This is a genomic window from Pollutimonas sp. M17 (assembly GCF_025836975.1).
Classification (GTDB): Bacteria; Pseudomonadota; Gammaproteobacteria; order Burkholderiales; family Burkholderiaceae_B.
This window is the reverse complement of the sequence record NZ_CP107548.1, coordinates 1192767-1215441: the sequence shown is the minus strand read 5'-3', so window position 1 is coordinate 1215441 and position 22675 is coordinate 1192767. Positions and strand designations below refer to the sequence as shown.

Below are 22675 nucleotides of genomic sequence, written 5' to 3'. Positions count from 1 at the left end.
CGCTTTCGCGTCAATCAAGGGCGCGCAAAACGGGCTATCCGTTTCGAGGCGAGGAGCAACGCGCATTCAGCCGCGCGTCCAAGGAAGATTGCACCGACATCGAAGCCTCAAGCGCCTTCAACGATGTACATATTCATGACGGCCGCGCGTTCGCGGGCGTTGCGGGCGCGGCGGTATTGCGCCGAGTTGTAGAAGGCACGCGCGGCCGCCATATTGGGAAACTGCAATACCACCGTCCGCCCCGGGTCGCGCCCCTCCAACGTTTCCGTCTTCCCGCCCCGCACCAGCACCTTCACATCGTGCGCACGCATGGCCAGCGTGGAAAAGCGGCGGTACTCCTCGTATTTCTCGGGATGGGTCACAAAGACATTGGCGATCACGTAGGCAGTCATGGCAAGACTCTTTCTGTATGGTGCGAAGGCGGTAAAGAGTCACTATACAAGAAAGAATCCGCTGCCCCGGCCTTGCCAGGCCGGGCGTCTTCAGGGTTTTCACTAGCCAGCCCGGAATCAATTGACGATTAGTACAAATTTAGATAATCTGTACAAATGGATAAGATTCAAGACACCGCCGCACAGGCCCATCTGCTCAGCCAGCTGGAAAAAATCGCAGAGGGCATAGGCGCCACCTTCGAACCGTTCTGCGAAGTGGTCGTGCACGACCTGACCGATCCCAAGCACGCCATCGCCTGCATCAAGAACAATCTTTCAGGCCGCCAGGTCGGCGATCCCGCGACCGAATTGGGCCTGGCCCGCATTCTCGACGACGAATACCCGCAAGTCCTGGCCGGCTATCCGAATCAGTTCTCGGACGGCAGGCAGGCCAAGAGCTCGTCCATCGGCATCAAGGATGCCAACGGGCGCTATGTGGCGGCGCTTTGCCTGAACATCGACATCAGCATGTTCCAGAGCCTTTCCGTCTTCCTTGAAAAATTCGTCTCCACCACCCAGACGGGGGCCCGGGACACCCTGGATCCCGGCAATGCCGCCATGCTGCGCGCCAAGATCGACGAATTCTCGGCCTCGCTGGCGACCACGCCGCGCGCCCTGAGCAAGAAGGACAGGAAAGTCCTGGTCCGCACGCTCAAGGAAGAGGGTTTTCTGGAGATCAGGAATGCCGCCGCCGTGGTCGCCCAGCATCTGGGCGTCTCGCGGGCAACCGTCTACGGCGACGCCAAATAAACACTGGACCCGAGCAACGCGCCCCTTCCAGCCACTGCTTCCCTCTCTTGCCAACCAACCTAGCCCTTAGCGCCATGACACGAACAGACATCGAACAGCAATTCAATCCGCGGGTCTCGATAGCCGCGGCGGAAGTCGAACGCTACGCCGAGCGGGCCTCGGCACTGAGCCGGGCCACGCGCGAGCGGTGGTCGCAGCGCAAGGCCTGCCGCCTGGACGTGCCTTACGGGGAATCCCGGCTTGCCACGCTGGACATCTTTCCCGTGGCCGACCCGAACGCGCCACTTCATGTCTTCCTGCACGGCGGCTATTGGCGCGCCCGCGACAAATCGGACTACAGTTTCGTGGCCGATGCGCTGGCGCCTCACGGGATCTCGACCATCGTCATGAACTACGACCTCTGCCCGGACGTCGAGGTGGGCGACATCGTCGAGCAGGTCAGGCGCGGCTTCTCCTGGATACGCGCCAACGCTGGCGCCTTCTCCTGCCAGGCGGCGAACCTGACCGCATCCGGGCACTCGGCCGGCGCCCACCTGATTGCGGCCGCGCTGTCCGATTCCGCCTATCGGGACGGGCCCGACGCCGCGCTGCTGATCAGCGGCATCTACGAACTGGAGCCGGTGCTGCACATCTCCGTGAACGAGCAGATACGCTTGCGCCCGGAAGCGGTCGACGGGCTGAGCCCGCTGCGGCATCCGCCCCAAGGCTCCCGCCGCCTGGCCATGGTGGCCGGCTCGGCCGAACCGCCGGCCTGGGTGGCGCAAAGCCGCGATTTCGCGCAGCTGTGCAAGCGGCAAGGGCACGATTGCCTGTACGGCGAACTGCTCGACGACGATCACTATTCCATCATGACCCATTTCGAGTCGCCCTGCGGCTGGCTCAGCCGGCTTGCCGCCGGCATGGCGTTGCGCCCCACTGATTTCCCCACAACCAACGGTGTCTATCAAAAATGAGAAACAGCCCAGTACGACTTCTTGCCGCCAAGGTGTTCGCCACCGCTCTGATGGGCGCGGCCTTCCTGAACCCCGCCAGCGCGAATGACGCATTTCCCCAGCCGGGCAAGAGCATACGCCTGATCATTCCATTCGCGCCCGGCGGCGTCACCGACACCAGCGGCCGCATCATCGCCGAGAACCTGTCCAAGCGACTGGGTGCCCAGGTGGTTGCCGAGAACCGGCCCGGCGCCTCCGGCAATATCGGCACCAACGCCGTCATGAATGCCGCGCCCGATGGCTACACGCTGATGCTGGCGCTGGACGGCAGCCTGGTCATCAATCCGCATGTCATGAAAAGCATGGGCAGCTTCCATCCCACCAAAAACCTGACGCCGGTCGGCAACATAGGCAACTCCACCATCATTCTGGTGGCCCACCCCAGCGTGCAGGCGAACACCCTGAAGGAAGTCATCGAACTGTCCAGGAAAACGCCCGAAGGCCTGTCCTACGGCACCTCGGGCACGGCCAGCATCGTGCACATCGCGGGCGAACTCCTGACGCAAAAGACCGGCGCCAAGCTGGTCCATGTGCCCTACAAGGGCGGCGCACCGGCCGTCAACGACGTGGTGGCCGGCCACATTCCGCTGGCCTTCGTTTCCGCCGCTTCAGTGCAGGGCTACATCAACATGGGTCAGTTGAAGGCCATTGCCGTGCCCACCGCCAAGCGTTCGCCCTTCTATCCCAAGGTCGAAACCTTCCAGGAAAACGGCGTCGCCGACTTCAACGTCAGTTCGTGGGTGGGCCTGATGGCCCCGCCCAGGACCCCGCAGGCCGTCGTCGACAAGCTCAATGCGGAGCTGAATGCGGTGCTGGCCGACGAAGACACGGTAAAACGCCTGAACGGCATGGGCATCGAACCCCTGCCCGGAACGGCGCAGGACTTCACGTCCATGATCGATGCAAATTACAACCTTTTCGATGGTGTGATAAAAAGCTCGGGAATCAGCCTGGACTAGCCTTTGTTTGAGGGCCGGCGATCCCGGCCCTCATCCTTCACTCAAGAGTTACATGAATCACAGCACCGACAACCGCCGCATCCACACCGTCAACAGCACGGCCATCCCCGCCCCCGGGGGCCACTACTCACATGTTTGCACCGCCGCGGGACTGGCTCACATTTCGGGCCAACTTCCCATGGATGCGGCCGGCAAGCCCATGACGGGCCAGCCCTTCGAAGCCCAGGCGCAGCAGGTACTGGCCAATCTGCAAGCCTGCCTGCACGCGGTCGGGCTGACCCCCCAGGACCTGGTCCAGGTTCGCATCTACCTGACCGATATGGGGAACTGGCCCCGCTTCAATCAATACTATGCCCAGTGGCTGGGCGAACACCGGCCGGCCCGCATCATCGCGGGCGTTGCGGCGCTGCATTACGATCTGGAATTGGAAGTGGAGGCGGTGGCGCTGGCCGCTACAGAAAAATAGCGGCCTGGCCGGCACCCGTGTCGGCCTGTGCCGGGCAGCCCCTTGCGGGCTGCCTGTCTTTCCAATGATAAAGAAACGCGCGGAAGCGCTACAGCGCTTCCGGCTTCGCCTTGACCACGCGATCGAGGGCCAGCAGCGACTCCAGCAATGCCGCCATCTGTTGCAGCGGCACGGCATTGGGGCCGTCGGACAGGGCCTGATCGGGATTGGGATGGGTTTCCATGAACAGGCCGGCAATACCCACCGCAACGGCGGCGCGCGCCAAGATGGGAACGAATTCCCGTTGACCGCCCGAGCTGCTGCCCTGCCCGCCCGGCAACTGCACCGAATGCGTGGCGTCGAACACCACCGGGCAATTGGTTTCCCGCATGATGGCCAGCGAACGCATGTCCGAAACCAGGTTGTTGTAACCGAAAGACGCGCCGCGCTCGCACACCATGATGTTGTGCCCGTCGCCACCGGCAGCGATGGCCGCCGCCCGCGCCTTGGCCACCACCTGCGCCATGTCGTGAGGCGCCAGGAACTGGCCCTTCTTGATATTGACGGGCTTCAGCGTGGCCGCGCAGGCATGAATGAAGTCGGTCTGACGGCACAGGAAAGCCGGCGTCTGCAAGACGTCGACCACGGCCGCCACCTCGGCGACCTGCTCGGTCGTATGCACGTCGGTCAGCACGGGCACATTCAACTGTGCGCGGACGTCGGCCAGTATCTGCAAGCCCTCATCCTGGCCCGGGCCGCGATAGGACTTGTCGGAACTGCGGTTGGCCTTGTCGAACGAGCTTTTATAGATGAAGGGGATGCCCAGCTTGCCGGTCATTTCCTTCAGGATGCCCGCCGTATCGAAGGCCATCTGGCGCGACTCGATGACGCAAGGCCCCGCGATCAGGAAAAAAGGCTGGGTCAGGCCGGCTTCGAATCCGCATAATTGCATGGCTATTCCTTACTCGTGGCGTCCTTGCGCGTTGCCTGGTAATCGATGGCGGCGCGTATGTAGCTGGAGAACAGAGGGTGTCCGTCGCGCGGCGTGGACGTGAACTCGGGGTGGAATTGCACGCCCATGAACCAGGGGTGCTCGGGCAGCTCCATGATCTCGGGCAGGTTCTCAGTGGGCGTGCGCGCGCTGATCACCAGGCCGGCATCTTCCAGGCGCGACACGTACACGTTGTTCACCTCGTAGCGGTGGCGGTGGCGCTCGTTCACCTCATTGCCGTAGATCTTGCTGGCGCGCGTGTCCGGCTTGACGGGGCAGCGCTGCGCGCCCTTTCGCATCGTCCCGCCCAGGTCCGACGTATGGTCGCGCTTCTCGATCTTGCCTTCGCGGTCCTGCCACTCGGTGATCAGCGCAACCACCGGATGCGGCGCGGACGGGTCGAATTCCGTGCTGTTGGCGCCGCCCAGGCCGGCCACGTGGCGGGCAAATTCCACCACCGCAAGCTGCATGCCCAGGCAAATGCCCAGATAAGGCACGCCGTTTTCGCGCGCATAGCGGATGGCCGCTATCTTGCCTTCCGTGCCGCGCTTGCCGAAGCCGCCCGGCACCAGGATGGCATCCAGGCCCTTCAGGCAATCGGTGCCTTCAGCCTCGATCTGCTCGGAATCCAGATATTCGATCGACACCTTCGAATTGGTGTGTATGCCCGCATGCACCAAGGCTTCGCTAAGCGATTTGTACGACTCGGTCAGGTCGACATACTTGCCCACCATGCCGATGCGCACCTGGTGCTGGGGATTCTCGATGGCATCCACCAGGCGATCCCATACGGTCAGGTCGGCTGGCGGCGGCGTCAGGGCCAGCGCATCGCACACCAGATTGTCCAGGCCCTGCTTGTGCAGCATGGCCGGAATCTTGTAGATGGAGTCCGCATCCCACACGGAAATGACGGCATCCAGCGGCACATTCGAGAACAGGGAAATCTTGGCCCGCTCCTCGTCCGGAATCGGACGGTCGGCACGGCACAGCAAGGCGTTCGGATAGATGCCGATTTCGCGTAGCTTCTGGACCGAATGCTGCGTAGGCTTGGTCTTGAGCTCGCCCGCCGAGGCAATGAAGGGCACCAGCGTCAGGTGCACGAAAGCCGCATTGTTGCGCCCCAGGCGCAGGCTCATTTGCCGGGCCGCTTCCAGGAAAGGCAGCGACTCGATATCGCCCACCGTGCCGCCGATCTCGACGATGGCCACATCGGTTTCGCCGTTCCAGGCAGACTTGGCGCCGCGCGCCACGAAATCCTGAATTTCGTTGGTGATGTGGGGAATGACCTGCACGGTCTTGCCCAAGTAATCGCCGCGGCGCTCCTTGCGCAGCACCGATTCATAGATCTGCCCCGTCGTGAAGTTGTTGACCTTGCGCATGCGCGTGGAAATGAAGCGCTCGTAATGGCCAAGATCCAGATCCGTCTCGGCCCCGTCTTCGGTCACGAAGACTTCCCCATGCTGGAAGGGGCTCATGGTGCCCGGGTCGACGTTGATGTAGGGATCGAGCTTCAGGAGGGTGACGCGCAGCCCTCGGGATTCAAGGATGGCGGCAAGCGAAGCAGCGGCAATGCCCTTGCCCAGGGAGGAAACGACGCCTCCCGTTACAAATACGTATTTGGTCATTGTAAATATACATGCCCGGGGCTACCGGGCAGGAGCAGGAAATTTGGATTATAGCCGGGACGAGCCGGCTTGTTGGCGGGCGGGAGGGAATATTCTTGTTTTGGTTTGGGCGGTGTTGCTGATCGACACCGGCCGGCGAAGCCTGCGACTAGAAGCCGGCCTATAGGTGCTCAAGTCTTGTCCATTTGGGCTTTCGCAATTTATGCGCACAATTTGATGGGGCTGTTGGCCCTACGGGCCTGCGCGCATTCCGCAACCCTTGATCTAAAGCTGACTTGAGGTTTTACACTGGTTATAGAAGGTTTTCAATTAGTGAGAGCATACGAATGGATACTGATATTTCCGCCTACCTGGAACATATCCAATACCAGGGACAACGCGAAGCGACCTGGCAGGCATTGCACGAACTACACGTCAAGCATACCCAGGCCATCCCCTTCGAAGCCCTGTCCCCCTTTACCGGCACGCCGGTCAGCCTGGACATCGATGCATTGATGGACAAGTTCACAAGGCAAAAGCGCGGAGGCTACTGCTATGAGCACAATTCCGTATTCCAGCATGTATTGCGGGAAATGGGATTCACCGTGGAGGGACTTGCCGCGCGTGTCCGCCTGAACGCCGAGGACGGCGTCCTTACCCCACGCAGCCATATGCTGCTGCTTGTCGATGTGGAAGGCGAAACGTTCATTGCCGATACCGGATTCGGCGGCCTGACCCTGACGGCTCCCATTCGTTTCGCGACAGACATCGTCCAGGACACCCCGCATGGGCCGTATCGCCTGCTAGCCAGGGATGACGCCTACTGCCTGCAAACCAAGACCAGGGACGAATGGCAGGATCTGTATATCTTCGATCTGGTGCATCAGTACCCGCCGGATTACGAAGTGTTCAACTGGTATACATCGACTCATCCAAGCTCCCATTTCGTCAATAACCTGATTGCGGCCCTCCCCGCGCCGAACGGCCGACATGCTTTGCTCAACAGGCAGCATTCGTTCTATCACCTGGATGGCCGGGTCGAAAAGAAGGTGCTTGATTCGGTGACGGAAATTATCCACGTGCTGGAGGATGAGTTCCGGATATCGACATCGGGGATACCCAATTTGAATGACAGGCTTGCAACGATGCTGGCCGCGTAGCGCCCTGCCCTATTGATTGCTATAGCTGGTAATGCGTGCGTCGGCAACAGCCGGCGGCGGGCCTACGCCGCCGCCAGTTCCTTCAGGACAGCTTTGCCTAGACGACGGCTGGCGACCATTCGGCCAGCAGCTTGGGTAGGTCGGCCATGTTAGTAAAGACTTGTGCCACACCCACAGCGCGCAGCGCTTCCGCGCCGCTATGGCCCGAGGCGTCGGGGCTATAGCCGAATACAGTCGCCCCCGCCGCGACGCCGGCGGTCGCGCCCGTAACGGTGTCTTCTACCACGGCGCAGCGAGACGGCGCCACACCCAAGGCTTGGGCGGCGGTCAGGTAGACGTCGGGAAACGGCTTGCTGCGCGGCAAGTCCTGGCCGCTGAAGACCCGGCCTGTGAAGCAATCGGCAATGCCCACTTTGGTCAGCTGCAGCTCGACTTTCTTTATATCGGCGCCCGAGGCAACGGCAATGCGGCCATCCAATATCTCATGTAAGGCGCGCACGACTTCAGGTGCGCCGGGAATCTCGACCAGATCCCGGTCCAGTGCTTCGTTGCGGCGCTGACGGAATTGCTTGGTCCAGTTGTCGTCGATGCGGAACCCGGTACGGGCTTCGATCAAAGAGGATTCATCCCTGACAGCTTTGCCGGTGAAGATGCGCATGCACTCTTCAAGGGTGATGGGCCAGCTCAGCTCGTTGAGCATTTGGGTCAGGACGCGATTGGTGATGGGTTCGGAGTCTACGAGGACACCGTCGCAGTCGAAGAGGACTGCGTCGAATGGGAAGTCTGTCATGTTGATAGTTTAGAACGCTGCGGCGCAGTATGGGTAGTGGCCGAAAGAAGTCTAGCATCTATGTCGGCATGCGAGTCAGAGCAGCCATCCGGAAGAGGGCTTCAGAGCTGCCATTCAACGGATGGGGCAGTTAACTATCACTCAGGCTATACTGTTTGTAACTAAAAACGACCAAAAGCCTACTGGATTTAGGGTCTGCCATACCAGAGAGCCTGGCGCGTTTGTGGCAAATAAATTCGACTTCAAAGCAAGATTACAAGCAACTTTTAAGCACCTCGCATGCCATCTTCCACCGTCGTCGCTAAATATTGGCTCTACATTACGGCATCCGTTAATTAACAAAAAGGGAAAGCGAGGATGAAGGTATTTTTGAGTTGGTCTGGCCAAAAGAGCCACAAAGTAGCTTTGGTATTTCGAGACTGGCTGCCCTCCGTGATCCAAGAAATTACGCCCTACGTATCGTCAGAAGACATTGACAAAGGAGCTCGGTGGAGCACCGATATAGCCAAATCCACACGCACGGGCCCGCGATCCGTAATGATCGTCTTGCCGCTGGCTCCGTTGCGCTCATTGGCTTGCTCAGGTGGCTTGGCTTCACCGGGCCTATAGCCCAGATGCATGTTCATCTCCGCACCCATGGCCCGTTCGATGATCGCCTTGTTGAACGCCAGCATCAAATCCTGGACTTCATTGGGCGTCATCGGACCTTTGACCAGCTCATCGAGCAGTTCCTTGGGCAGATCAGGCAACGGCCCACGAGCGGCCGCCTGAGCGGCAACGGTACGCTTCTTCTTCATTGGCATATCCATGGTTTTTAACCCCTATGATATGCCTCACCCACAAAATTACGGATAGGCTCACGCAAGCCAAAGTCCTAACCTCGTGTTCAACCTGGGCGCCCTCCACCCTGGCCATCAACCTTCCTTGATTTAATGTATCCCATTTTATACAATTGAGCTGATGAAAACGATCCACACCACCGATACGTTCGATGATTGGTTCGTCGGGTTACGCGATAGGATGGCTCAGAAGCGAATCCAAGCAAGGATACGCCGCGCTGAGTTTGGCAACTTCGGCGACTGTGAGCCTGTGGGCGAAGGCGTCTCGGAGATGCGAATTCACTACGGGCCGGGCTACCGCGTGTATTTTGTACAGCGTGGCCTGGAAATTGTGATCTTGCTCGCCGGTGGCGATAAATCCACGCAGAGTCAGGACATCAAGACTGCACTGAATCTGGTGCAACAACTGTAAAGCGAGTACGTCATGGGAACCATCAAACTACGCAAGTGGGATATCATCGAATACCTCAAGACCGAGGAAGATATGGTGATGTACCTGCAAGCCTGCATGGATGAAGCGGGTGACGATGCCGCCTTCATCGCGGCGGCTCTCGGCGACATTGCCCGAGCCAAAGGCATGACGCAACTTGCAAAGGATACGGGTCTGGGGCGCGAAAGCCTTTACAAGGCACTGTCCGGCGAGGGCAACCCGAGCTTCGGCACCATCCTGAAGGTCATGCACGCGCTCGGTATCAAGCTGCACCCTGAAGCCGCTACTCACGCTTGACCTCCACTGAAAATCGACTAGGGCAGAGACTTTCGAACAGGCCATCAGTCAACTTGAAGAGGAAACGCAAATGACCTATGTCACTAGTGTCGAACGCGTGCGATTAAAGCGCGAACGCGAGCAAGGTATCCAAATCGGACGGGAAGAAGGCAGGGGGGAAGCCAGCATCAAAATCCTAGCCGCACAACTCACCCGAAAATTCGGCGCCACTCCCGATTGGGCACAAGTCCGCCTGGCCGAAGCGGATGAGGCCACCCTGAATCGCTGGGCCATACAGGTACTGGATGCTCAGCGCATCGAAGATGTATTCGTCTGACTACGCAGCGCCTCGCCCGCCCTACGAATAACGTTACGCAACCATATATGCGCCGGGTCCCGATGGCAGCGCTCGTGCCAGTACATGCTGATGTCGATGCTGTCGACTGGAAACGGAAGCGGCAATATCCGTAAGCCATCACTTTCCGCGGCCTCCATGGCCACTCGTTCCGGCACAACGGCAATCATATCCGTGGCCGCCACCACTGTAGCGGACATCGACACATTCGGCACGCGCAAAACTACATTACGAGACAAGTCCCGTTGCGCAAGAATCTCATCGACAAGCACTTCGATGGTGGGAAACGGAACCGGGCTCATACCCCATACGACATGTGGCAATGCGACGAAATCATCGAGCAAAAACTTGCTTCCGATCTTGGGATTGTCACTGGCCGCTATGCAAACCAGCCGTTGCGGATACACCAGCAGCCGGTAGAGATTCAGTGGGGGATGCCGCACATAACCCAGCACAAGGTCGTACTCGCCATCCCGCAAGACATCGTGCATGTGGCGGATATCACCCGCCGCCACCCCAAACCGGACTTCCGGCGCCTGTTCGCGCACTGTCTTCATGATGGCGGGCAGGAAAAGCTGCGCAACGCCTTCCGAAGCCATGACCTTGAAGGTCATGCTGGCCGCCGCGGGGTCAAAACTGCCTTCCGGGGAAACAGCTTCTTCGATCAGACGAAGGGCTTCATTGACCCGCTTGTTCAGTTCCACGGCGCGGGCGGTGGGCTCCATTCCAAGGCTGGTCTTGACCAGAATCGGATCGTTGAATAGCTCTCGCAGACGCGTCAGGGCCCCCGACATCGCCGGCTGCCCTATTCCCATTTTCTCGGCGGCACGGGTGACTTGCTTTTCCGTAATCAATACATCAAGGTAAGCCAACAGTTGAAGGCTGGTGCGCAGATTAAGAGCCATGCAAATAGACGTCAGTCAAGAATCTCCAGATCTTAGCACCCCACCCAGCTTTCAAGCGCCTGCACCAGACAGGCAAACGCTCGTCTGTACAACGTCAGCCTCCGGCGGCCTGCACCGCCGCCTTCAAGCGCTCTTCGGCATCGAATGACATCTTGATCTTCTTGTAGGCTTCTATGGTGTCCGTGCCAAACCGCTCTTCCACGACCTTACCCAGCGACGCGCTGTAAGAGACATGGTCGTTCATGCGCTCCGGCCCTTGTATCAATACCAGCAGGCGGGCTTTGTCGGACGATGTGTTTTGAAAGGCACGCATCACATGAGGGGGAATCGCAAACAGGTCGCCGGGCTTGGCTGAAACGGAATACTCATTGTCAAAGCCAGTCGTGATGTCCCAACTGCCATCCAGGACAAAGAAGTTCTCTTGCGTATCCGAATGCGCGTGGGGTGGAGGGCCGTCGTCACCTGCCAGGCACTCGGCGATGGAGATATAGAGGCCGCCATAGCCAAACATCGGAGCAGTTTGTGAACGGCCGACGTGGCCTTCAGGCACTATCAACGGAAATACCGAACCTGCGGACAGCATCTCGGTGGCCTCAGGGGGGATGCCGATTGATTTGCTGAGTCCCTTTTTATAAGGAACGAGCTTCTTGAATCGCGTAAGGCGGGACTCTAGGTCTGCGACATTTACCGTGGCGCCTGTGTCGTTGTCCGCAGTGATGCTCAACGCCGACAATGCACGTTCAGAGGCCTGGCCAGACACCGAAGCCGCATCGAAAACCGCAGGATAGGCGCTATCGGGTCCTGCATTGAGGGCAAGAATGAACTTCGCGGTCACGCCGCCCAGATTGCGAAACCGGTGCCGCACATTGGCCGGCAGCGACAGCATGTCGAAACGCTCAAGTTCGATATGTTCGCCGTAGCCGTCGCCGAATTCCACGGCAATCGAGCCCTCGATACAGACTATATTTTCGATGGCATCGGGATTGCGATAGGGATTGCTTACTGCCGCGCCGGCAAGCTCGGCCATGCCTATGCAGGAACGCACGGGGCAGGCAAGCGCCGCCCCGGAAAAACGGCCGCCCGTCGACGCATTGCTGAGCATCGGTATCAGCTTCATGTTCCAGAATGCCAGTACCGCATCCTGGTGTACCATCGCCGCCGCGTCGCCAGGCGCCCTGTAGTTCGGCGCAAACGATGTATACGACTGCATGGCTTCCGCGCTCATGCTGGGAATGGGTTTCGCTTGTGTCATACGGGAGTCTCTCGGTTAACTTGTTTTCAATCAGGTGTATAAGCCGCGACGGGCCAACGGCGAATTTGCGGCAATCTAATGCCAGGGGCTCCAGGCCACGGCATGCTTTCGATGATAAAGATCGCTGCCTCGCTCTGCCATAGCCGCCGCGCGATACCGGCATCGTCCGAGGCCTATGAAGATTGCCGAATCCCGGTGCTATCCTGGCCTACACTCAATTTTGTCTATCTGCTTCCCACACAGAATTTCAATATGTCATATCGAATGGAACACAACTCTAGAACACTTGACGTTAGCCGCGACGGCACCGTTATACCCACCCTGCTATGGGAACCGGAAGGCGGTTGCAAAGCCGTCGTGCTTGCCTGTCATGGCGGCAGCGGTCACAAGGCTTCTCCAGCCATCCTCGCCATAGTCGAGGCACTGCGGCCAAAAGGCATTGCCGTCCTTGCCATTGATGGCCCAGTTCATGGCGACAGACGGGACGACGGCAACCTGGATCCGGCAGTGGCCAAGCAAAGCTTCCGTCACGCCTGGCGTGCGGGTATAGGCCATACGGAAATAGCGAAGGATTTTTCAGCCGCCCTCGACACCTTGCTGGAAGACAAAAATTTTCAGGGACTTCCAGTGGGCTATATCGGGGTCTCCATGGGAACGGCGTACGGCATTCCATTGCTTGCGGATGATCCTCGAATCCAAGCGGCGGTGATCGGCCTTTGGAGCACGACCTACCCCGCCAGCGATCATCTCATCGATCACGCCCGGCGTATTCGTTGCAAGGTGTGGTTCACCCAACAATGGGACGACGAGTTCTTCGACCGTACCGGCACTGCGGAGCTCTTTGATGAAATTGGCTCGCTCGACAAGCGTCTGGTTGCATACCCTGGCCCTCATATCGAGCTTCAGGGTGAGCGGCTCGACGATGCGACCCACTTCCTGGTGACGCGACTGACCAGCGCTACGCCTGCTTGATAATCGGACCGGGAACATATAACCCGGCCCGATATGGCCTGGCTTAGTCGGCCCAGTGCTTCAGCACCTTGATCTGCCCCTTCTGGACCTGGGCAAAGCCGAACTTGGTTGGGCCGGCGTGACCTTTGGCGGTGTACATGACGGGCGGAATCACACCCGAGTCATAGTCGCCCAGCGTTTCAAGCGCGTCCATCAGCTTTTCACGTGTCGGTTCGCCATCGATGCGTTTAAGCGCCTCGACGAATAGATGCGCACCCGACATACCCATGAAAGCCCAGTAATCCGGTGCTGTCTTGGGAGCAAACTCTTCCATGGCGGCCACTGCATCCTTCACAACCTGTGTATCCATGGATCGGTGCGCCGCATAGAGGTTTACATAGAGACCTTCAAGCGCGTCACCCCCCAGCTTCAGGCTGATGTCATCGGCCATCAGGTGCGGGGCCAGGAACTTTGAATCCCAACCGATCTTTTGCGCTTCACGCAGGAACAGCGCACCGGGCTTGGGAACCACGGCCATAAAGACCACATCGGGATTCGTCGCGCGCAGCGACATCACCTGAGCGCTGAAGTCGACGTCCGACGGCACGTACGATGCCCGGCCCACCACTTCCATGCCGTTCTCGCGGGCATATTTTTCCACGCCCTGCATCAGTTCCTTGCCGTACTGATCATCCTGGTAAAACACCGCAACCGTTTTAGCGCCCAGGTCCTTCTGCGCAAATTCCGTCAATGATCGGCCGTGCGCCGTACCCAGCGGGGAAATTGGGAACACGATCCGCTCGGTAGGCGTGTTGATGCTGGGATGGCTGCCCAAGGGACCGATAAGAGGGACGCCACGCGAGGCAAGATACGGAATAGCGGCCAGGTTGTTGGTAGTGCCAAGCGTGCCGACAATCGCAAAAACGCCGTCACGGTCAACAAGTTTCTTGGCGGCCGACACGGCCTGCTGCGGGTTGTAGTTGTCGTTCTCAAACGAAATGCGAATCTTGCGGCCGTTGACGCCGCCGTTCTTGTTTACCCATTTCAAATAGGCATCGAGGCCATCCTTATACTGATTTGCACCGGCCGACAAACCGCCTTGCAATGGCAGAAAGGATCCGATATGGATTTCACTCTTGCTTACCCCGGGATCCGCGGCAAAGGCGGATGTTCCCATCAGCAGCGATGTCAGGCCAGCAACGACCCATTTACGTGTCAACTTCATAAAATCTCCTCCATGAGACGACGCTCCGGTCGCATTTACTTTGTTCCAAGGTAGGCGGACGCGATGTCATCACGCTGCGCCATTTCCCTGGCATTGCCCGAAAGAACGATCCGCCCCTTTTCCATTACGTGGGCGTAATCCGCGCGTGCAAGGGCCTTGCTCGCATTCTGCTCAACCACAATCACGGTGATGCCGCGATCACGGATCTTGGAGATCAACTCCATGATTTCATCGATAAAAATGGGTGCCAGCCCCAGTGTGGGCTCATCCATCAACAACAGGTCGGGGGCGGACATTAGCGCACGCCCAACCGCCACCATCTGCTGCTCGCCACCGGACAAGGTGCCGGCCAGCTGTTTCAGGCGCTCTCGCAGCCTTGGGAAAAGCGTGAGAATATCTTCACGGTCGCGCTGCAACTGATCAAGGTCGCGGCGCAGGAATCCTCCCATCCTGAGGTTCTCGTCCACGGTCAGCCCACTGAACAGTTGCCGCCCCTCCGGCGACATGGAGACACCGCGTCGAACAATGGCATCCGCATGCTGGCCTAGGATTTCCTTGCCGTTGAACAGGATGCTTCCACGCGCTTTTCCCTGGCTGACTCCCATGACGGCATCCAGCAAAGAAGACTTTCCCGCACCATTGGCGCCCAGAATGGCCAGTACGGATCCCTTCTCGACTTGCAGACTGACCTGGTTCACCGCACATATGCCGCCATAGCGCACTTCGAGGTCTTTAATTTGCAATAGCATTACCGCGCCTCCTGGCCGAGATAGGCTTCAATGACCTTGGGATTCCGGCGAACCTCCTCCGGCGTGCCTTCAGCCACCTTCTTACCCTGCACGACCACGACTATCTTGTCGCAGGCGGACATCACCAAGGGCATGTCATGCTCGACAAGCAGGACGGTAATGCCGTACTCCTTGGCCATTGTCCGAATACGTTTTCCAAGTTCGGCGGACTCGATTCCATTAAGTCCCGCTGCAGGCTCATCCATCATCATTATTTTTGGCTTGGAACACAGCGCTCTCGCCAGTTCGACGTTCTTCTGCGTGCCAAACGGCAACTCGGACACAGCCTGGTCCCGGATATCGCGCAGCCCCAGCCTGTCGATGACTTCTTCGGCCTGCGCATAGGCGTGCTGGCGCGCTTTCCGAGCCCGAGGCAGGCCGAAGATCTCGCTGAGGTAACCAGTACGGAACAGATGCGCACAACCCATGGCGACGTTATCCAGCGTGGTCAGCTCTCCAAAGAGCTCCAGGTTCTGGAATGTCCGCATGACTCCCAATCCGATCAGCGAGTGGATGGGCAAGCTCAGGATATCGACGCCCAAGGCGCTCACGCGCCCGCCGGACGGTTGCGTTATACGGGTCAGGCAATTAAGCACCGTTGTCTTGCCTGCTCCGTTGGGGCCGATCAAGCCACAGACGGTGCCTGAAGCGACGTCAAAGCTCAGGTCGTCTACTGCACGCAGGCCACCGAACGATACGGAAAGGCCGTTAACTTCCAGCGCCTTGCTCATTTCTTCCCCCTCAGGCCTTTTATGCGCGCCGGCAGCGACACAAGGCCGTCCGGCAGGAAATGCATGAACAGGATCAGCAGCGCCCCATACAGGAACATTTGCCACTCTTCGAAGGCACGAAGCAGCTCCGGCGCGTAGGCCAGGAACAGACCACCGAGTACTGCGCCGTAGAAGGATCTCATGCCCCCGACAACGGCCATGGTCAGGAAGCTGAGCGATACAACGAGCGTGAAGCTATCCGTGCTGAGCTGCCCCAGGACCGAGCCGTAGACGGCCCCCGAAATACCCGTGATCGCGGCGCTGAATGCAAATACGAAGAAGGTGGAGGAGGTCAGATTCACACCGCAGCATTGACCAGCCAATTCGGACTGCCGAACCGAGTTCTGCGCCAGGCCTCCCAGAGACCTCCGAAAATTCTTTACAAGCCAACCCATCAAGCAGAACAAGGCAATCAGCAGGTAATAAGCCTGGAAATCGGTGGAAAGCTCGTAGCCAAACACGCTGGGACGTTGAACGAACATGCCCTGGCGGCCACCTGTCAGCGAATCCCATTCATACAGAATGTGAACAAGCACGAGCGAGAAACCCAAGGTGGCAATCGCAAGGTAATGGCCGCGCACCCGCAATGCAGGAAGCGCCACCAGCAAGCCGATGGCGGCGCTGATTATGGCTGCAAGAACGACGGCCAGCAAAAAGGGAATGCCGAGCTTATCAACCAGAATGGCCGAACTGTAGGCGCCCACCGCCCAGAAGCCAGCGTGGCCGATCGAGATAAGACCTCCCATGCCCAGCAGTACATTCAAGCTGAGGGAGATCATGGCATATACCGCCGCCATGCACAGCACGAAGTGGCCATAAGGCCCGACAAAGAAAGGCAGTATGAGCGCCGCGGCGAGAATCGAAATGTGTTGGATAGTTTTCGTCATGTCAGACCTTCCTTCTTTGCATGGCGACAAACAGGCCGTGAGGACGTAAGAGAAGCACTGCGATGATGACCACAAACGCAAAGCTGTCCTTCATGGTGGTCGAGACATGGGCGCCGAACAGCGTTTCAAGCACGCCAAGCAACATACAGCCCACCACGGCAGCAGGCAGGCTTGAAAAGCCACCCAGAATCGCACCCGCGAACGCTTTCAGAATGATGGAAACCATCATCTGCTGATCAAGAAAAACGAGCGGAGCAATGAGTACCGCGGAGATCACCGACAAGCCTGCCGCCAGGCCCCAGGAGACCGTCGCCACGCCTGCGACACGGATACCCATCATGCGGGCGGCCCGCTTGTTCATGCTGGCCGCGCGCATCGCGGTTCCATAACGCGTTTTTTCGAAGAACAGATAAAGAGCCACCATTACGCCCAGCGTGATGCCGATGATCCCGAAGCTTGCAGGAGCCACGTTGATTCCCATGAAGTCGATGGGACTGGTGGGGAACAGCGATGGAAAAGGATGAGGGTCGTAACCCCACAGAATGCCTGCCGCGCTGTTGAACATGAAAAACAGGCCCAGTGTCGTGATCAGCACACTGAACGGTGAAGCATTGGAAACAGGCTTGATGGCGACCAACTGCACGATTGCGCCCAAAGCAAAACCCATAGGAAATGACAGCAGAACCACCAACCACAAGGGCATGCCCGTGTACTGCAAAAGCGTCAGAGACAAGAACCCGCCGAACATGGCCATCTCGCCTTGGGCGAAGTTGACCACGTCGGTTGCCTTGCTGATGATGACCAGCGACAAGCCGATCAAGGCATAGATGCTACCCACCGCCAGACCTGAGATGATCAGAGAAAGAGTCATCATATTGAATGAGCCTCAAGGCATGGATTAGATGGATAGCCCGCCATCCACAGGCAGCAGCGCGCCCGTGACATACGAGGACTCGTCGGATGCAAAGAACAGGGCCGCGTTGGCTACATCCCAGCACGAACCTTGACGTCCCATCGGGCAGGTCTTATCGCGCTCGGCAAGTTTGGCTCGCAACTCATCCGGCGACATGTCTTTGTACAAAGTGCGTATATGCGGGGTGTCTATCATTCCCGGAATAACCACGTTGACACGAACCTTATCGGCGGCATGCTGGCGCGCCATGATGCGGGACATATGATTGAGTGCCGCCTTCGACGAGTTGTAGGCGAGAAAGCGTCCGGTCGACCAGCGTAGGCTGGCGGTGGAGGAAATGTTGATGATGGATCCGCCGCCCTGCTTGCGCATGATGGGAACCGCAAACTTGCAGGCCAGGAAAGCGCCTTTCAGGTTCACATCGTGAACCAGATCCCATGCCTCTTCAGTGGTATCGACAACATCGCCGATCGCCTCGATGCCGACATTGTTATGCAGTACATCAATGCGCCCGAACTGATCTTCCGTCCAGGACATCAAAGAGGCCAGATGATCCGCATTCGTGACATCCGCCAGCCTGGCGAAGGCCCGGCCACCCTCTTTCTCGATTTCCTCGACAGTCTGCTGCGCCGCCTCGATGACCCTATCGGCCACAATGACGGTGGCACCTTGGCGGGCAAAGGTGATGGCAGCCGCTTGCCCATTGCTGGGGCCGCCATCGGGGTTCGACGACCCTCCACCTATGACAATGGCAATCTTGTTCAACAGTCGCGGTGACGCCATGGCGTGTTCTCCTACATTGATCATTCGTTGTTTCCCGCATCGACGCAGGAAGGTTCAGGAATCATGGGGGCTTGAGCCATTCAATCCACGGTAATGCCTGTCAGAGACACCGCTTCGGCCCACTTCTTTTGCTCTTCGGCAATAAAGTGTGCAAATTCCTCGGGGGTGCCGGACTTCGGTTCTGTGTCGCCGCTCAGCAAAGCTTCACGAACTGTCTTCGACTGCACCGCTTTGTTCACGGCTTCGTTCAGTATCTTGATGACTTCGGGCGGCGTTCCCGCCGGGGCAACGATGCCGCCCCAGGAATATATGGTGAAGTCGGGCGTACCCGATTCCACAAAGGTCGGCACATTCGGCAATGACGATGACCGGTCCCTGGACGTTACGGCAAGCGCCTTGATGCGGCCGCCATCAATCAGGGTGCGAGTGGAGGCAATGTTGTCGAATATCACATCGACTTCGCCGCCCATTACCCCGACAACACCTGCCGAACCCCCGCGGTACGGCACGTGAAGCAGGTCCATCCCCTTCTTCTTGAAGAAGTACTCAGCTACGATATGCGCCGTGCTGCCGGTGCCCGCGGAAGCGTAGGTCAAGCCCCCCGGCTTCTCCTTGGCCAACTTGACCAGATCACCGACCGATTTGACAGGAAGCTTGTCGTTGGCCAGCAGCACCATCACGGACTGGCTTACCTGGCTGATCGGCGCAAACGCCTTGTACGGGTCGTAAGGCAAGTTCTTGTATAGCGCCGGCGTGATCCCTTGCACGCTCGTCGTGGTCAGCATAAGCGTATAGCCATCTGCCGGAGCCCTGGCCACGAAGTCGGCGGCGATCGTTCCCGATGCGCCCGATCTGTTCTCCACGATAACGGGCTGGTTCAGTGTCTTGGGCATTTCGTTGGCCAGGAGCCTGGCCAACACATCAGTGGTCCCGCCTGCTGAAAATCCAACAACGATTTTCACTGGCTTGGATGGAAAATCGGTCGACGCCTGTGCCGCTGAAGGTGCCAAGGTGCAGGAAAGTACCAACGCGTTCGCAGTAAGCGCCTTCGCCCACACCGCTTTGCACGAAAGTAAATTGAGTGTCTTCATAGAAACTGTCTCCTCGAATGTGTTTCGTCAGGGGCGAATGAATGCCCCGCCGTTTACGTCAAGCGTGATGCCGGTCACGAAGGCGGAAAGGTCGCTTGCCAAGTACAGGCAAGCTCCTGCAATGTCCGCCGGTGCTCCCACGCGTCGCAAAGGAAAGTTTTTCGCCATTTCGTGCTTGGCGGAATCGGGATTCGCTCCGCGAGAAAAATCCGTAAGAATGAGACCCGGAGCAATCGCGTTGACACGGATGTTTTCCGGACCCAGTTCGCGTGCCATAGCCCGTGCAAGCCCCAATACGCCCGACTTCGCGGCGCAGTAATGCGAACCGCCAAACACACCGCCGCCCTGCAGGGCGGAAAGCGAACTGACGCAGATGATGTTGCCCCGGCCGCGCGCCTTCATGTGCGGGATAACCGCCTGGGATATGAGTAAGGTTCCGCGCAGCACCACGTTGGTCACCAAGTCGTAATCCTCTGGCGTAACATCCATCACGCCGCGGCGCTGTGTCACGCCGGCATTGTTGACAAGCACATCCACCGCGCCGTATCGCTCGATCACCGCATCCACCGCCCGCTTGCAGGATTCTGCCTGACTGACGTCGCAGCCGACACCCATATGGTCCTCGCCGAGCCCTGCCGCAGCGGCGCGGGCATCCTTCTCGTCAAGATCCAGAATCACTACTTTGGCGCCATGCTGCGCAAAAAGCTTTGCCACGGCCAAGCCGATTCCGCGCTCCCGTGAAGCGCCGGTAATCATGGCGACCTGATCTTTGACCAGCCGCATATCGGGAAGTTGTTCAACACTGCTCATAAAAATTCCATTTGTCCGGCGTGTTGCACATCGGGCTATTCTTAGCCGTCAGCACCTCGAAGGGTTGTGGCGTTCTGTTTACTTGTCCAGAAACTTGAAGTTGAATCCTGACGCGCAGGAACATACACGGCCGGCCGTGGGCGAGATAAAGTGCGCGGTCAGCAACAGATCCTGTGTGTCCGCAAGGCGTTCCAGCACACGTTTACGCGTCTGGTTGTTCTGCTCTTTATCAAAATCGTGCTTGGTTTCCAGCGTGGGTTCCAGAAAGACGATGGGATGATGAATCATGTCGCCCGTCATGATGGCCTCTACCCCGCCACCCTTCACATGGACCGTTACGTGACCTGGAGTGTGCCCAGGCGCCGGCTCCAGCCACACCCCATCGTCCAGGTTGCCTTCCACCAGGTAATTCATGTCGACAAACTCGGCTTGTCCAGCCTCGACAATGGGCAGCACGCTGTCCGCAAATGAGCCGTGGCCCACCGGGTAATCCGGCTTGGCCGCGTGCAAGCGGTTGAAATGATCGAACTCCTGGCGTGCCATGATGTATTTGGCATTTGGAAACGTAGGCACCCAGCGCCCGTCCAGCAAACGCGTATTCCAGCCAATATGGTCGGTATGCAGGTGAGTGCAAAGCACGATGTCGATGTCTTCCGGCCGCAATCCAAACTTAGCCAGGTTGTTCATGTAGTTGGGAGAGTCGAGCATGTGTTGCCATTGCATACGCTCTCCTCTGTGCTTGTGGTTGCCGTTGCAGGTGTCCACCAGGATATTTTTTCCGCGAGTGCGAATCAGGAAGCTATGGAAGCTTAGGCCCAGCTTGAGCGTGTCAGGCTGCACAAACTTGGGACCGAGTTCCTTTTGAGCACGTAGCAACATCTCGTTCTCTACGTTGTGATACATCCACTGGGAGTCTAGAAAAATGGTGTCGAACTCAACCAACTGGTCGATATTGATATTGCCAAGGGTGATGGTCTTCATGTCTCGAATGCGTTTACGCGTTGGATAGGCCGGGGGAACCCGCAGACATTAATTCGGTTTATCTGCGAAGAGAGATGTGAATACTAAAATCGATTTTAGTATTCACATATAGGGGAAAATACCAATATTTATGTGCAAACTGCAATCGTTTTTAGTTAATACTACACGCTATCCTATGCGTGCTCGTTCAGCCCCTCAGGGTATGTACAGGTATTTGCAGATCACGCCGAGAAGCGTCGGGAGAGTAAACAGTGGTACAGAAGAAATCGTCAATCGCGGATGTTGCACGTTTATCGGGCGTGTCGCCGGGTAGCGTATCGCGCGCCCTCTCCGGAAAGAACTGGGTATCCGAGGACTTGCGTCGGCGGGTGGAAGAAGCTGCCCGCCAGCTCAATTATTCACCCAATGCGCTGGCTCGCAGTTTGAAAACCAAACAGACCCACACTATCGGAGCCATCGTCTCCGACATGTCCAACCCGCTGCACGGTATTTTTCTAAGCAACGTGCAAGAGGAACTCGAAAGCCAGGGATACTTCTTGCTGGTGGCTAATTCGCGCAACCGGGCTCAACGGGATTGCGCGCTGCTTGATCTATTCAGCCGCGGACGAGTAGACGGAATTATCGCAGCGATTTCGGATGAGACCGACGAGCAAACCATGGGGATACTCAGGTCGTTGAAGTTGCCGCTGGTTTTCCATGATAGGGAAGTCGGAGATATCGGTGATGCTGTCGGGCCTGAACACAGAACAGGCGCCTACCAGGTCACACAGTACCTTGTTTCTCTGGGCCATCGCCGCATCGGGTTGATGACTCCGCCTAACGTCGCAAGACCCGGTCGTGAGCGTCTGGCCGGCTATGTCAAGGCGTTGGAAGAGGCCAATATACCTTACGAAGCATCGCTGGTCAGAATGCTTGACGCCACGGGCGGCGAACGAGCTTTTGAAGAAGCGAAGGCCATGCTGCGCTCGCCTCATCGCCCCACCGCAATCATTTGCCTGGGTACCGGAGTGCTCGCCGGCGTCATCGCCGCCTCCGATCTGCTGGGGCTCTCCATACCCAGCGGCCTTTCCATAGTCGGGATTGGAGACACGGAACTCGTGCGGCTGAACAAGCCGCCCATCACCGCCTTGCGTTGGGACATCGCCAAATGTGGGCGCCTGGCGGCGCAGATCATGATCGAGCGTTTGCGCGAAGATGCCAGCAATCGCACGCCTATCCGTATGGTCGAAGTTCCCATGGATATCATTCTGCGCGGGTCTTGTGCCGCCCCCGCAAGCTCATGAGCGCTCACGGCGGG

At 58.3% G+C, this 22675-nt stretch carries 25 protein-coding genes and 1 pseudogene; 10 read left to right on the top strand and 16 right to left on the bottom strand.

All coding sequences use genetic code 11. From position 1 onward, the window contains the following. Window positions 1-107: 107 nt before the first annotated feature. Window positions 108-392 (bottom strand): DUF1330 domain-containing protein, encoded by a 285-nt coding sequence (locus OEG81_RS05850; RefSeq protein ID WP_264131767.1) that lies wholly within the window; start codon window positions 390-392, stop codon window positions 108-110. A 156-nt stretch (window positions 393-548) separates the two neighbouring features. On the opposite strand from OEG81_RS05850, the gene OEG81_RS05845 reads away from it, so the two are divergent. The 4 genes from OEG81_RS05845 (at window position 549) to OEG81_RS05830 (ending at window position 3598) form a co-directional block, all read left to right on the top strand. Then, window positions 549-1181 carry a transcriptional regulator gene (locus OEG81_RS05845; RefSeq protein ID WP_264131766.1) on the top strand — a complete coding sequence of 211 codons (633 nt, stop codon included), beginning with the start codon at window positions 549-551 and terminating at the stop codon, window positions 1179-1181. A 74-nt stretch (window positions 1182-1255) separates the two neighbouring features. Then, the gene (locus tag OEG81_RS05840) at window positions 1256-2134 is read left to right on the top strand and encodes an alpha/beta hydrolase (RefSeq protein ID WP_264131765.1); all 879 of its coding nucleotides are present in this window, start codon (window positions 1256-1258) and stop codon (window positions 2132-2134) included. Then, window positions 2131-3132 (top strand): Bug family tripartite tricarboxylate transporter substrate binding protein, encoded by a 1002-nt coding sequence (locus OEG81_RS05835; RefSeq protein ID WP_264131764.1) that lies wholly within the window; start codon window positions 2131-2133, stop codon window positions 3130-3132. Before OEG81_RS05840 ends, OEG81_RS05835 begins: the two co-directional genes overlap by 4 nt. Window positions 3133-3184: 52 nt before the next feature. Beyond that, a complete protein-coding gene (locus OEG81_RS05830; RefSeq protein ID WP_264131763.1) occupies window positions 3185-3598 on the top strand; it encodes a RidA family protein in 414 nt (137 codons plus the stop codon). Between the two features lie 88 nt (window positions 3599-3686). Here the strand turns inward: OEG81_RS05830 and kdsA are convergent, their stop codons facing one another. Both kdsA and OEG81_RS05820 read right to left on the bottom strand, forming a co-directional pair. Next, a complete protein-coding gene (kdsA, locus tag OEG81_RS05825; RefSeq protein WP_264131762.1) occupies window positions 3687-4529 on the bottom strand; it encodes a 3-deoxy-8-phosphooctulonate synthase in 843 nt (280 codons plus the stop codon). 2 nt (window positions 4530-4531) lie between these two features. Then, window positions 4532-6193, bottom strand: coding sequence for a CTP synthase (locus tag OEG81_RS05820; protein ID WP_264131761.1), 1662 nt, complete (start codon window positions 6191-6193; stop codon window positions 4532-4534). Window positions 6194-6519: 326 nt separating this feature from the next. On the opposite strand from OEG81_RS05820, the gene OEG81_RS05815 reads away from it, so the two are divergent. Then, on the top strand, window positions 6520-7332 hold the full coding sequence (locus tag OEG81_RS05815) for an arylamine N-acetyltransferase family protein (protein WP_264131760.1): 813 nt from the start codon (window positions 6520-6522) through the stop codon (window positions 7330-7332). Between the two features lie 97 nt (window positions 7333-7429). Here OEG81_RS05815 and OEG81_RS05810 read toward each other — a convergent pair whose 3' ends face one another. Then, window positions 7430-8122, bottom strand: a complete 693-nt coding sequence (locus OEG81_RS05810) for an HAD family hydrolase (protein WP_264131759.1) — start codon at window positions 8120-8122, stop codon at window positions 7430-7432. Between the two features lie 506 nt (window positions 8123-8628). Further along, window positions 8629-8931 (bottom strand): annotated as a pseudogene (locus OEG81_RS05805) (transposase); the annotation flags it as partial. A 151-nt stretch (window positions 8932-9082) separates the two neighbouring features. On the opposite strand from OEG81_RS05805, the gene OEG81_RS05800 reads away from it, so the two are divergent. From OEG81_RS05800 to OEG81_RS05790, 3 genes are all read left to right on the top strand, one after another. Further along, entirely contained in the window at window positions 9083-9373 is a 291-nt protein-coding gene (locus tag OEG81_RS05800; RefSeq protein WP_264131758.1) for a type II toxin-antitoxin system RelE/ParE family toxin, read from the top strand. 12 nt (window positions 9374-9385) lie between these two features. Further along, on the top strand, window positions 9386-9688 hold the full coding sequence (locus OEG81_RS05795) for an addiction module antidote protein (RefSeq protein WP_264131757.1): 303 nt from the start codon (window positions 9386-9388) through the stop codon (window positions 9686-9688). A 70-nt stretch (window positions 9689-9758) separates the two neighbouring features. Next, a complete protein-coding gene (locus OEG81_RS05790; protein WP_264131756.1) occupies window positions 9759-10004 on the top strand; it encodes a hypothetical protein in 246 nt (81 codons plus the stop codon). On the opposite strand, the gene OEG81_RS05785 is transcribed toward OEG81_RS05790, so the two are convergent. Both OEG81_RS05785 and OEG81_RS05780 read right to left on the bottom strand, forming a co-directional pair. Next, the gene (locus tag OEG81_RS05785) at window positions 9977-10927 is read right to left on the bottom strand and encodes a LysR family transcriptional regulator (RefSeq protein ID WP_264131755.1); all 951 of its coding nucleotides are present in this window, start codon (window positions 10925-10927) and stop codon (window positions 9977-9979) included. The genes OEG81_RS05790 and OEG81_RS05785 overlap by 28 nt on opposite strands. A 94-nt stretch (window positions 10928-11021) precedes the next feature. After that, window positions 11022-12152 (bottom strand): cupin domain-containing protein, encoded by a 1131-nt coding sequence (locus tag OEG81_RS05780; RefSeq protein ID WP_264131754.1) that lies wholly within the window; start codon window positions 12150-12152, stop codon window positions 11022-11024. Window positions 12153-12281: 129 nt separating this feature from the next. Between OEG81_RS05780 and OEG81_RS05775 the strand changes: the two genes are divergently transcribed. After that, window positions 12282-13151: an alpha/beta hydrolase gene (locus OEG81_RS05775; RefSeq protein ID WP_264131753.1), complete on the top strand. Its 870-nt coding sequence runs from the start codon at window positions 12282-12284 to the stop codon at window positions 13149-13151. A 43-nt stretch (window positions 13152-13194) separates the two neighbouring features. Here OEG81_RS05775 and OEG81_RS05770 read toward each other — a convergent pair whose 3' ends face one another. The 9 genes from OEG81_RS05770 to OEG81_RS05730 all read right to left on the bottom strand — a co-directional run bounded on the left by OEG81_RS05770 (window position 13195) and on the right by OEG81_RS05730 (window position 21378). Beyond that, entirely contained in the window at window positions 13195-14355 is a 1161-nt protein-coding gene (locus tag OEG81_RS05770) for an ABC transporter substrate-binding protein (protein WP_264131752.1), read from the bottom strand. Window positions 14356-14390: 35 nt separating this feature from the next. Next, entirely contained in the window at window positions 14391-15104 is a 714-nt protein-coding gene (locus OEG81_RS05765; RefSeq protein WP_264131751.1) for an ABC transporter ATP-binding protein, read from the bottom strand. Further along, window positions 15104-15874 carry an ABC transporter ATP-binding protein gene (locus OEG81_RS05760; RefSeq protein WP_264131750.1) on the bottom strand — a complete coding sequence of 257 codons (771 nt, stop codon included), beginning with the start codon at window positions 15872-15874 and terminating at the stop codon, window positions 15104-15106. Before OEG81_RS05760 ends, OEG81_RS05765 begins: the two co-directional genes overlap by 1 nt. Beyond that, window positions 15871-16800, bottom strand: a complete 930-nt coding sequence (locus OEG81_RS05755; protein ID WP_264131749.1) for a branched-chain amino acid ABC transporter permease — start codon at window positions 16798-16800, stop codon at window positions 15871-15873. Before OEG81_RS05755 ends, OEG81_RS05760 begins: the two co-directional genes overlap by 4 nt. Before the next feature lies 1 nt (window position 16801). After that, window positions 16802-17674, bottom strand: a complete 873-nt coding sequence (locus OEG81_RS05750; RefSeq protein ID WP_264131748.1) for a branched-chain amino acid ABC transporter permease — start codon at window positions 17672-17674, stop codon at window positions 16802-16804. A 24-nt stretch (window positions 17675-17698) separates the two neighbouring features. Then, complete coding sequence (locus tag OEG81_RS05745; protein ID WP_264131747.1) at window positions 17699-18496, bottom strand: SDR family NAD(P)-dependent oxidoreductase; 798 nt, start codon at window positions 18494-18496, stop codon at window positions 17699-17701. 80 nt (window positions 18497-18576) lie between these two features. Then, window positions 18577-19587, bottom strand: coding sequence for a Bug family tripartite tricarboxylate transporter substrate binding protein (locus OEG81_RS05740; RefSeq protein WP_264131746.1), 1011 nt, complete (start codon window positions 19585-19587; stop codon window positions 18577-18579). A gap of 27 nt (window positions 19588-19614) precedes the next feature. Continuing rightward, on the bottom strand, window positions 19615-20397 hold the full coding sequence (locus OEG81_RS05735; protein ID WP_264131745.1) for an SDR family NAD(P)-dependent oxidoreductase: 783 nt from the start codon (window positions 20395-20397) through the stop codon (window positions 19615-19617). 78 nt (window positions 20398-20475) lie between these two features. Beyond that, entirely contained in the window at window positions 20476-21378 is a 903-nt protein-coding gene (locus OEG81_RS05730; RefSeq protein ID WP_264131744.1) for an MBL fold metallo-hydrolase, read from the bottom strand. 251 nt (window positions 21379-21629) lie between these two features. Here OEG81_RS05730 and OEG81_RS05725 point away from each other — a divergent pair, with 251 nt between their 5' ends. After that, window positions 21630-22661: a LacI family DNA-binding transcriptional regulator gene (locus OEG81_RS05725; protein WP_264131743.1), complete on the top strand. Its 1032-nt coding sequence runs from the start codon at window positions 21630-21632 to the stop codon at window positions 22659-22661. Window positions 22662-22675 lie beyond the last annotated feature (14 nt).